The sequence below is a fragment of the Nocardioides sp. J9 genome (assembly GCF_007829375.1).
In the GTDB taxonomy this organism is placed as follows: Bacteria; Actinomycetota; Actinomycetes; order Propionibacteriales; family Nocardioidaceae; genus Nocardioides.
On sequence record NZ_VLJQ01000046.1, the window covers coordinates 70511 to 81377 of the forward strand.

The 10867-nt window shown below is 69.7% G+C and carries 10 protein-coding genes; all 10 read right to left on the reverse strand.

Features of this window, described 5'->3' with window-relative positions; translation table 11 throughout:
• Positions 1 to 273 precede the first annotated feature (273 nt).
• The 10 genes from L615_RS03830 to L615_RS03875 are packed head-to-tail and all read right to left on the reverse strand — an operon-like array spanning position 274 to position 10732.
• Positions 274 to 1200 (reverse strand): DnaJ domain-containing protein, encoded by a 927-nt coding sequence (locus tag L615_RS03830; RefSeq protein ID WP_145724172.1) that lies wholly within the window; start codon positions 1198 to 1200, stop codon positions 274 to 276.
• The gene (locus tag L615_RS03835; protein WP_145724173.1) at positions 1197 to 1982 is read right to left on the reverse strand and encodes a hypothetical protein; all 786 of its coding nucleotides are present in this window, start codon (positions 1980 to 1982) and stop codon (positions 1197 to 1199) included. Before L615_RS03835 ends, L615_RS03830 begins: the two co-directional genes overlap by 4 nt.
• Positions 1979 to 3274, reverse strand: a complete 1296-nt coding sequence (locus tag L615_RS03840) for an MlaD family protein (protein ID WP_145724174.1) — start codon at positions 3272 to 3274, stop codon at positions 1979 to 1981. The genes L615_RS03835 and L615_RS03840 overlap by 4 nt, the downstream gene beginning before the upstream one ends.
• Complete coding sequence (locus L615_RS03845) at positions 3271 to 4698, reverse strand: MCE family protein (RefSeq protein ID WP_051485530.1); 1428 nt, start codon at positions 4696 to 4698, stop codon at positions 3271 to 3273. The genes L615_RS03840 and L615_RS03845 overlap by 4 nt, the downstream gene beginning before the upstream one ends.
• Entirely contained in the window at positions 4695 to 5831 is a 1137-nt protein-coding gene (locus L615_RS03850; RefSeq protein WP_145724175.1) for an MCE family protein, read from the reverse strand. The genes L615_RS03845 and L615_RS03850 overlap by 4 nt, the downstream gene beginning before the upstream one ends.
• Positions 5831 to 6802, reverse strand: coding sequence for an MCE family protein (locus L615_RS03855; RefSeq protein WP_145724176.1), 972 nt, complete (start codon positions 6800 to 6802; stop codon positions 5831 to 5833). The genes L615_RS03850 and L615_RS03855 overlap by 1 nt, the downstream gene beginning before the upstream one ends.
• Positions 6799 to 7854, reverse strand: coding sequence for an MCE family protein (locus L615_RS03860; RefSeq protein ID WP_261376545.1), 1056 nt, complete (start codon positions 7852 to 7854; stop codon positions 6799 to 6801). Before L615_RS03860 ends, L615_RS03855 begins: the two co-directional genes overlap by 4 nt.
• Positions 7854 to 9110: an MCE family protein gene (locus tag L615_RS03865; RefSeq protein ID WP_028654817.1), complete on the reverse strand. Its 1257-nt coding sequence runs from the start codon at positions 9108 to 9110 to the stop codon at positions 7854 to 7856. The genes L615_RS03860 and L615_RS03865 overlap by 1 nt, the downstream gene beginning before the upstream one ends.
• A gap of 7 nt (positions 9111 to 9117) precedes the next feature.
• Entirely contained in the window at positions 9118 to 9945 is an 828-nt protein-coding gene (locus tag L615_RS03870) for an ABC transporter permease (RefSeq protein ID WP_145724177.1), read from the reverse strand.
• 4 nt (positions 9946 to 9949) lie between these two features.
• On the reverse strand, positions 9950 to 10732 hold the full coding sequence (locus L615_RS03875) for an ABC transporter permease (protein ID WP_145724178.1): 783 nt from the start codon (positions 10730 to 10732) through the stop codon (positions 9950 to 9952).
• Positions 10733 to 10867: the final 135 nt, after the last annotated feature.

The window sequence follows — 10867 nt, forward strand, 5'->3', positions numbered from 1 at the left end:
GCCCACCACGTCATCGGCCACCGGGCAGGCCGAAGCGCATCTGAGGGCAGGCGCAAGGAGCCACGATACCTGATATGGGCGCGCTCCACAATGCCGGCTGCGTCTCTCCTCGCAGTCGCGGAGCCGATCGCCTCACTTCCGTCGATCCGGTGCCGCCGATCATGCGTCGCCCGACCGGGCGAGGTCAAGGGCGCCACGCCCGGCCCGGGGTGTGAGCGATCGCACCGCAGGTGCGGTACGGCGCCCGGGCAGCCGGGCCGGCCGAGTAGCGGATCAGCCGGGACGGTCACAGTTGGAGTCGACGCAGACGTCGTCGACGAGCCAGCTCTGCGAGCTGCCGGACTCGCGGACCATGGCCAGGGAGACCCACATCCGCAGCGGGGTCTGACGGACCTCGTTGCGGGTGCTCTCCTGGACGAGGAAGACCATGACCGTCGCGTTGCGGCCGTCGCGGCTGAGCCGGGTCAGGGCGACGGCCTCGGCCCGGGCCTGGACCACCAGCTTCTGGTCGGCGGCGTCCTTCGCGATGTCGGGCCAGCCCTTGGCCTGCTTCGCGCCGAGCTCGGGGGTGACATGCTGCTGGACCCGCTCGAGGTCGGCGTCCATGGTCTCGTAGTTGTACGAGAACACCTCGCCCACCAGCCGCTCGGCGGCGGACTCGACCGAGCGCGCGGACTCCTGGAAGCGCTGGTTGGCCGCGGCGACCTCCGCCGGGGAGTCGTCGCTGAAGAGCTTGCCGCCGGGCTGGAGCAGCAGCACGACGGCGAGCACGAGGGAGACCACGGCCGCGACACCGGCGGCGCCGAGCGCCCAGCCGGGAGGGCCGGCCGGCTCTGCCTGCTGCTTCGTCGTGGCAGCGGGCTCGCGGGCCGGGGCCGCGCGCGTCGGGACGGCCTCGTCCTGGCCGCGGGCCTCGCCCTCCGCGTCGTCGGCAGCGTCGTCGGCAGCGTCGTCGGGCGCGTGCTTGGTCAGCACGACCGGGGCCCCGGCCGGCTCGTCGGCGTCACGGGCGGCAGCCAGCTCGGCGTCGTACGCCGCGCGCTTGTCGGCGTCGAGGAGCACGGCGGCGGCGTCGTTGAACGCGCGGAACCGCCGGTCGGTCGGGTCGAGGTCGGCGACCGCGGCCTTCCAGGCGCCGCGGATCTCGTCGACGGAGGCGGTCTCGTCGACGTTGAGGATGTCGTAGAGGTTCGCGCTCACTGCTCGCCGCCCTCCTCGTCCGCGCCGCCGGACTGCCCGGCGCCGGACTCCTCGGTGGCCGGAGCGTCCGGGGTGACGTCCTGGCCCGGCGCGCCCGACGGCGACTGGCCCGGGTCGGGGACGGCGTCCTGCGAAGTCGAGCTGGCGAACGACGGCAGGCCGTCGTCGACGTCGTCGAGGTCGTCGACGACCCAGCTGCCGCTGATCTTGACCAGCGTCACCTCGTAGCGGAAGCGCTGCGGCTCGAAGTCGACGCGCTCCTCGTCGTCCTCGCCGCTGGGGTACGACGACCGGACCTCGGCGCCGACGAGCACGGTCGCGGAGTCGGAGTCGATCGCGGAGATCCCGATGCCGTAGACCGTGGCCGCGCGGTCGATGCCGGTCTCGGCGACCGCCTTCTCGGCGATGGCCAGGTTCTCCTCGAACGCGGCACGGAACTTGGCGGTCATCAGCTCGCCGACGGCGCGGTACTCCGGCATCTGCCCGGAGTCCTCGAGCTGGTCGGGGCCGTAGGTGTTGAAGCGCTGCACGAAGGTGCGGGCCGCGGCCAGCACCTCCTCGCGGTCGCGGGTGGGGTCCTCCGGCGGGTCGAAGACCGAGGAGACGCGGTCACCGAGGCTGGAGCCCGCGCCGTTGCCGAAGACCACCAGGGCCGACACGGTCAGCCCGGCGACGCACAGGCCGACGAGCGCGGCGAGGACGGCCCAGCGCGTGCGGGCAGCACGGGCTGCGCCCGTCGTCCCCTCCGCCTTCTGGTCGTCCGCCTTGCCGTCCGCGGTCACCGGCTCGCGTTGAGCATCGGTTGGACGTACAGCCACTTCCACGAGTCCTCTCCGAGCGTCGGAGGGGCCACGTTACCCCGGTCGCTCGAGGCGCCCTCGGGGACGTCCCAGGTCACGTCGCCGGTCTCCTCGTCGACCCGGACGGCGATGTCGTAGCGGGTGCCGCCGGGTGCCACGCGCTGCAGGTTCTGCAGGCCGCGGGGGTTGGACTTGGTGATCGGCTCGGTGCAGCCGACGTCGTGGGGCATGGGCAGGTCGCCGCGGTCCGACTCCGGGTTGCGGCGCTCCTTGACGTAGCCCTCGTAGCAGATCTTCGGCAGCGTGTTGAGGATGAGGCCGAAGTGCGCGTCCCAGTAGCCGCTGCCGCCCTGGGCGACCGACTTCTTGCCGACGACGACCTGGCCGGCGCCGACGGCGTACGGGTAGACGACGAGCATCTGCCGCAGGCCGGGCAGGTGGCGGACCACGACCCGACCGGTGGTGACGAGGTTGGCGAGCAGCTCGCTGAGCTCGACGCCGTTCTGCTCGAGGAAGGTGCGCAGCTGGGTGGCGGCCACGGAGCCGGAGTCGATCACCTTGCGCAGGTCCTTGTCGGCGCCCGCGAGCGACGACGAGAACGCCGAGAGCTGGCTGGCGAAGGCACGCAGCGACGTCTGGGTGGCGAGCTGGCCGCGGAGCACGGTGTTGCTGTCGCGGATCAGCGCGGTGGTGACGTCGAAGTTCTCGTCCGCGGTCTCGATGAACGAGTTGCCGGTGTCGATGATCCGCTGGAGGTCCTGGCCGGTGCCGGCGAAGGCCTTGCCGAGCTCCTCGACCGTGGTGGAGAGGGCCTCGCGGTCGACGCTGGCGACGGTCGCCGACAGGTCGCCGAGGAGCTTCTCGGTGGCGATCGGCGTGGCGACGTCCTCGATCTCGGAACCCTCGGCGAGGTAGGGCTCGCCGTCGCTCTGCGGCTGGAGCTCGACGTACTGCTCGCCGACCGCGGAGCGGTTGCCGACCAGGGCGATGGTGTCGCTCGGGATCTCGTCCCACTTCTTGTCGATCTCGAGGGCGACGTCGACGCCGTCGGAGGTGAGGGTGAGCTCGCCGACCTCGCCGATCCCGACGCCGCGGTAGGTGACCTCGGCGCCGGTGAAGATGCCGCCGGAGTCGGGGTAGTGCGCGATCACGGTGTAGGAGCGGTCGATGACGACGCGGTCGAGCTGCGCGTAGCGCGCGCCGACGTAGGTCACGCCGAGCAGCGTGATCATCGCGAAGATGAGCAGCTGGATGCGGGTGCGACGGGTGATCACCGGCTCACGCTCCGTCCGTCGTCCGAGGCCCGCAACGGGGCGGAGTAGACGTCCACGAGGTCCGTGTCGTACTGCTCGTCGAAGTCACGCCACATCTTGCTGGCGTCCTCGGACATGCCCGGCCGTGGCCGGTTGAGGCCGCCGCCCTTGAGGGCGTTGCCGAGCACGTTGCCGAGCAGGTCGCCCGACGCCCGGGTGCCGGAGGTGCCGGTCCGGCCACTGCCGCAGAGGATCTTGACCGCGTCGCAGATGTTGTCGAGCAGGTAGCCCGGCAGCTTGAGGCACTCGGTCGGGTTCGGCGGGGTCCGCAGGCACTTCTGCAGGGTCTGGGTGACGCCGTTGCACAGCGTCTTGAGGTCCACCAGCACGTCGAGCGGCAGGTCGGGCAGCTCGTTGATCGGGATGCAGGCGATGTCCGGCAGCACCAGGTTGCCGAGGTCGAGCTGCAGGTCGACCGACAGGTTGACGTAGTCGCCCATGTGCAGGTTGCGGGCGGTCTGCGGGTTGCGGCCCACGGCGTCGTCGACGAACGGGTAGGTCAGGAAGGTGCTGAAGCCCGTCGCGAAGTTGTCGCCGGACGCCGCGATCTGGGTGAGGATCGGGTCGAGCTGCCTGAGCGTGGTGATCGTCGACTGCTTGGTCGTGTTGATCACCCGCACACCGACGTCGCTGAGCTTCGTCAGGCCGTCGAGCATCGACACCAGGTCCTCGCGCTGCCGGTCGAGCGAGTCGAGCGCGCTCGGCAGCTCCTCGAGGGCGAGGTCGATGCTGTCCTGGTGCTCGCGGGCGCTGATCGCCAGGCGGTTGACCGACTCGATGGCGTTGACGATGTCGCCCTTGCGCTCGTCGAGGCGCCGCACCAGCGACTCCACCTGGGTCAGGACCGACTTCGCGGAGTCCTCGCGGCCGTCGAGGGCCAGGTTGAGCTCCGAGGCGATGGTCTTGATCTGGGCCACGCCACCGCCGTTGAGGACCAGGCTGAGCGCGCCCAGCACCTCCTCGACCTCGGGGTTGCGGCCGCCCTTCTCGATGACGTCGCCGTCGTCGAGGCGTCCCTCGCCGCCGCCCGACGGCGCGGCCAGGGACACGAACTTCTCACCCAGCAGGCTGGTCTGGCGGATCGAGGCGATCGGCTGGTCGGGCAGGTCGACGTCGTTGCGGAGCTCGAGCTCGACCACCGCCTGGTAGCCGTCGAGGTCCACGTCGACGACCTGGCCGACGGTGACGTCGTTGACCTTGACCGAGGACTTCGGCACGAGGTCGAGGACGTCGTCGAACCGGACGGTCACCGTGATCGGGTCGCTGCCGACGTCGGCGCCACCGGGCAGCGGCAGCTGGTAGACGTCGAAGTCACAACCGGTCAGCGCGACCATGCCGACGAGGGTGGCGGCCACGACGCGGGCGCGGGAGCGCAGGCGCTTCATCGGTCACCTCCCACCAGGCCGAAGAGGGTCGGGTCGTAGGGCTGCGAGAACGCGGAGCCGGTGCCGAACGGTGCGCCGCGCGGCAGCAGGGTCCCGATCAGGTTGCACAGCTCGCCCTTCGGGTCGTTCGCCGACACCAGGGTGCACAGCACCGTCTTCGGGTTGGACGTGAGCTCGTGCACCAGGTTGCCGATGTTGGCGTTGGCGTCGAGCGTGCCGTTCTTGGGGTTGTAGGTGTGGTAGAGGTTCGTCAGCGCGAGCGGGCCGGCGCGCAGCAGCTCGTCGAGGTTCTCGCGCTGGCGCACCAGCACCTTGGCGACCCGGTTGACGTCGCGGATGTTGCGGCCGAGCACGGCGCGGTTGGTCTTCACGAAGGTCGCGACCTCGCCGAGCGCCGTACCGAGGTTCGACAGCGCCGAGGTCAGCTCCTGGCGCTCGTCGGCGAGCAGGCCCGAGACGTCGCCCAGCGACTTGTTGAAGTCGCGGACGGTCTGGTCGTTGTCGGCCAGGGTCTTGATGAAGCTCTCGAGCTGCGCGGCGGAGTCGAACAGCTCTTCCTTGTTGTTGTCGAGGGTGTCGCTGAGCCGGCCGAAGTCCTTGATGGTCTGGCGGAACTGCTCGCCCTGGCCGCCGAAGTTCTTCGCGGTCTGCTCGAGCAGGTCGGTCAGCGCGCCCTCCTTGTTGGCGCCCTCCGGGCCGAGCGCGACCGTGAGCTTGTCGATGCTGGAGTAGATCTCGTCCAGCTCGAGCGGGATCGCGGTGCGGTCGGCCTTGATGACGGTGTTGTCCGCCATCACGGTGTCACCGTCCTCGTAGGCCGGCGTGAGCTGGATGTAGCGGTCGCCGACGACGGACGGGGAGACGATCACCGCCTGGGCGTCCTGCGGCACGTCGACGTCGCTGTCGTAGGTCATCACGACCTTGACCTGGGTGCCCTCGGGCACGACCTCCTCGACCTTGCCGATCGCGACCCCGAGCACACGGACCTCGGAGCCCTCGTAGACCGACACCGCACGCGGGAAGTACGCCGTCACGGTCTTGGCGTCGCCGGCACCGCCGATCATCCACACCACGCCGGCGGCCAGCAGCAGCACGACCGCGGCCACGGGCAGGAGACGTCGCAGGTCGCTCATCAGTTGCCACCTCGCAGACCAGGCACCGGCGGCAGGTTGAAGATGTAGTTGTCGAACCACGGCCCGTTGCCGAGCGTGCTCGCGAACACGCGGTAGAAGGGGGCCATCGTCTTGATGGCGGTCTCCAGGTTGTCCTCATTCTTCTTGATGACCTGCAGCACCGAGTCGAGCTGGTCGAGGGCGGGCTTGAGGTCGGCGCGGCTCTTGCGGATCAGCCCGGTCAGCGTCTTGCTGAGGGTGCTGGTCGACACGAGCAGGCGGTGGACCTGCGCCTTGCGCTGCAGGAGCGCCTTGAACAGCGTGTCGGCGTCGTCCATCAGCGCGACGATCTCCTCGTCGCGGGCGTCGAGCACCGTGGAGACGCGGTCGAGGTTCTTGAGCAGCGAGTTGATCTCCTCGTCGCGCGAGGCGATCACCTTCGACAGCGCCGAGACACCGTCGAGCGCCGCCCGGAACTCCTCGGGGGTGTTGCGGGTCAGGTCGGCGAGCGTGGTCAGCGCGTTGGCCAGCTGGTCGGTGTCGATGTCCGCCGAGGTCTCGGCCAGGCCGGTGAAGGCCTCGACGACGTCGTACGGCGAGGTGGTGCGCTCGATCGGGATCGTCGCTCCCTCGGCGAGCTCACCGGTCCCCGCCGGGTAGAGGGAGAGGAACATCGAGCCGAGGATGGTCTTCACCTTGATGTCGGCGCGGGTGTCCTCGCCGATCTCCTGGTCGGTCTTGACCTGGAAGCCCACCTTGACGGAGTTGCCGTCGAGCTCGACGGAGGTCACCTGGCCGACGCGGACGCCGGCGATGCGGACCTCGTCCTTGACCTTGAGGCCGCCCGCCTCCTCGAAGGAGGCGTAGTAGGTGTCGCCGCCGCCGATCAGCGGCAGGTCCTGGGCGCGCATGGCCGCCACCAGCATCAGGACGAGGACGGTGATGCTCGCCGCCCCGACCACGACGGGGTTGCGCTCGCGGAACGGCTTCACTCCCCCACCTCCTGCTTGAGCGAGCAGCGCGGCGCGTTGATCGGGATCGTCGCCCCGATCGGGTTGTTCAGGCCGGGCACCTTGATCCTCGCCGTGAAGTGGCAGAGGTAGAAGTTGAACCAGGAGCCGTAGATCGCCGTCCGTCCGATCTTGGTCAGCTTGATCGGGAGCACCTGCAGGGAGCGGTCGATCTCCTTGCGGTTGCGGTTGAGGGTCGTGGCGACCTTGCGCAGCTCCTTGACGTCCTTGAGCAGCGGCTTCTCGATGCCGGTCACCAGCGCCGCGGTCTGCACGGACAGCTCCGAGATCGAGTCCAGCGAGGACAGGATCGCCTCGCGGTCCTCGTTGAGCCCGCCGACGAGCGAGCGGAAGCTGTCGATCAGGTCGGTGAGCTGGTCGTCGCGGTCGGCGATGTGGTCGAGGACGTAGTCGAGGTTGTCCAGCAGCTCACCGATCACCTCGTCCCGGTCCGCGAGGGTGCGGGTGATCGAGGCGGTGCTGGACAGCAGCCCCTCGACGGTGCCGCCCTCGCCCTGGAAGACCTGGACGATCTCGTACGACAGCTTGTTGATGTCGTCGGGCGAGAGCGCCTCGAACAGCGGCTTGAAGCCGTTGAACAGCACCGTGAGGTCGAGGGCCGGGGTGGTCCGGTCGACCGGGATCTTGCCGCCCTCGTCGAGCCGGTCGCTGCCGCTGCCCTGCTGGGTCAGCGAGATGTAGCGCTGGCCGAGCAGGTTGCGGTAGCGGATGGTGGCGTGGGTGGCGTCGTCGACGACGGTGTCCTCGGCGACCTTGAAGGTGAGCAGTGCCCGGTCCGCGGCGAGGATCTCGATGTCCTCGACGGAGCCGACCTTCACGCCGGCGATCCGGATGTCGTCACCCTTGTTGACGCCCGTGACGTCGACGAACTCGGCGGCGTACTCCTTCGTGGCGCCGAAGGACAGGTTGCCGATCGTGATGATCAGGACGCCGGTGGCCATCGCGGTGGTCACCATGAAGATGACCAGCCGGACGAGGTCGCCGGAGGTGCGCTTGTCGAGCCCGCGGATCATCAGCGACCACTCCCCGCGGCCACGGCCGGACCGGCGAGCACGACGTTGATGTCGGCGCCGGCGCCGTACTCGGCCTCGAGCGCGCCCCGGAGCGCGGTGACGTCGTCGGGCGTGCCCTGGTAGGCCGCCGACGGCGCGGGCCGCAGGTTGCCCTTCTCCGTGGAGCCGTTCATCCCGTCGTTGATCTTCGGCAGCGGCGGGTAGGGGTTGTCCTGGCTGTAGGGGATGTCCGGCAGGCCCAGGCAGTCCGGGCCGCGGTCCTCGCCGAACTTCGGCGCGTCGGCCGGGGTGTAGGCCCGCGGCTGGTCGATCAGCGTCTCGAGGACGATGTGCAGCTCGTAGCCGCGGAACGCCTCGGCGAGGCGGCCCTGCGCCTTGACGATGCCCGCCGACATGCACGGGAAGATCGGGGAGTACCGCGCCACCACGGCCAGCGTGCGGGTGGAGAGCTCGCCGGCCTCGCGCAGGTTGGCCTCGTTGGCGTCGAGGAAGGAGCGTGCCGTGTCGGAGAAGCTCCGGATGTCACGCAGCGTCGCGGTCAGCGCCGCCTCCTTCTCCTCGATGGTGCCGGTGGTCTTGACGGTGTCGTCCAGGATCTGCGCGACCTCCGGGAGGATGTCGGCGTAGGTGTCGGAGACCTGCGCGGTCAGGCGCAGGTCCTCGAGCAGCGCCGGGATCTCCGGGTTGATCCGCTTCAGGTAGGAGTCGACGGTCTCGAGGTTGGACCCGAGCTGCTCGCCGCGGCCCTCGAGGGCGGTGGAGAGCGCGGTGAGGGTGGCGTTGAGGTCGGCCGGCCGCACCGTGCGCAGCAGCGGGTAGATGTCGGACAGCACCTCCTCGAGCTCGGTGGCGACCTCGGTGCGGTCGATGACCGCGCCGGCCTGGATGGTGCCGGACGGACCCGTCTCGGGGACCACCAGCGACACGTACTTCTCCCCGAAGAGCGTCTTGGGGACGATCGAGCCGGTCACGTTGGCCGGGATGTCGTCGATCTTGTCGGGGTAGATGCCCAGGGTCAGCTCGGCACCGCGCTCGTCGCCGGCACTGGCCTCGAGGACCTCGCCGACGATGACGCCACGGACCTTGACGTCGGCGCGGATCGGCAGCTGGAGACCGATGTTGGAGGTCGTCAGCGTGATCCGCTCGTAGCTGGCGAACTTCTTCGTGAAGGTCGCGTAGGTCAGCCAGACACCGAGCAGGAGCAGGCACAGGAAGACCACGCCGAGCGCCTTGTGGGCGGAGAGCAGCTTGTTCATCGCCTCGTCACCCCGCCAGCCTGACCGTCGTGGACGCGCCCCAGATCGCCATCGACAGGAACAGGTCGATGACGTTGATGGCCACGATGCTGGTCCGCACCGCACGGCCCACGGCGATGCCCACGCCGGCGGGACCGCCCGACGCCGTGTAGCCGTGGTAGCAGTGGATGAGGATCACGACGACCGCGAAGACCAGCACCTTGCCGAAGGACCACAGCACGTCGCCCGGTGGCAGGAACTGGTTGAAGTAGTGGTCGTAGGTGCCGGCTGACTGTCCGTAGAACTGGGTCACCACGAGTCGGCTCGCGACGTACGACGAGAGCAGGCCGACGACGTACAGCGGGACGATCGCGATCAGGCCGCCGATGACCCGGGTCGCGACCAGGAAGGGCATCGAGGGGATCGCCATGACCTCGACGGCGTCGACCTCCTCGGAGATGCGCATCGCGCCGAGCTGGGCGGTGAAGCCGCAGCCGACGGTCGCGGCGAGCGCGATGCCGGCGACCAGGGGCGCGATCTCGCGGGTGTTGAAGTAGGCGGAGACGAAGCCGGTGAAGGCGGCGGTGCCGAGCTGGTTGAGCGCGGCGTAGCCGGACAGGCCGACCTGCGCGCCGGTGAAGAAGGTCATGCCCGCGATGACGCCGACGGTGCCGCCGATGACGGCAAGCGCACCGGTGCCGAGGGTGACCTCGGCGAGGATCCGCAGGATCTCGCGCGGGTAGTGCATCACCGAGCGCGGCAGCGCCAGCAGCACCTTGATGTAGAAGGACAGCTCGTGGCCGAGGGTGTCCAGGCCCTTGACGGGCCGTTCGTAGATCGCCTTGAGGTTCGCCATCGCGCTAACCCGTCTTCGGGGGCACGACCTGCAGGTAGATCGTGCTCAGGGTGAAGTTGACGACGAACAGGAGCAGGAAGGTGATGACGACGGACTCGTTGACCGCGTCGCCGACACCCTTCGGGCCGCCGGCGGCGTTCATGCCCTTGTAGGACGCGACGACGGCGGCGATGAGGCCGAAGACGAGGGCCTTGATCATGCCGATCCACACGTCGGGCAGCTGCGCGAGCGCGGTGAAGCTGGCCAGGTAGGCGCCCGGGGTGCCGTCCTGGAGGATCACGTTGAAGACGTAGCCACCGCCGACGCCGACGACCGCCACCATGCCGTTGAGGAAGACCGCGACGAGCATGCAGGCGAGCACGCGGGGCACGACCAGGCGCTGGATCGGGTCGATGCCCAGCACCATCATCGCGTCCAGCTCCTCGCGGATCTTCCGCGCACCGAGGTCAGCGGCGATCGCGGAGCCGCCGGCGCCGGCGATGAGCAGCGCCGTGGCGATGGGACCCGCCTGCTGGATGACCGCGAGCACGGASGSCGAGCCGGTGAACGACTGCGCGCCGAACTGCTTGATCAGGCCACCCACCTGCAGCGCGATGACCGCGCCGAAGGGGATGGCGACCAGCGCCGTCGGGACGATGGTGACCGAGGCGATGAACCACGCCTGTTGGAGGAACTCCCGGGTCTGGAACGGACGCCGGAACAAGCTGCGCCCCACGTCGAGCGCGAACGCGAAGAGCTTGCCAGCGGTTCCGACAGGCTGGAGAGCCCGAGCAACCGTCAGTGACATGAAGATCCGTCAGTGCTCGGCGCGTCCACTGGCGTGCTCGGCTTCCTTGGTGAAGGAACCCGGCGGCGGCGTCACGCCGTTGAGGCGGCACCACTCGCCCGGCGGGCGCTGGGCCCGGCGCGGGATGCCGTTGGA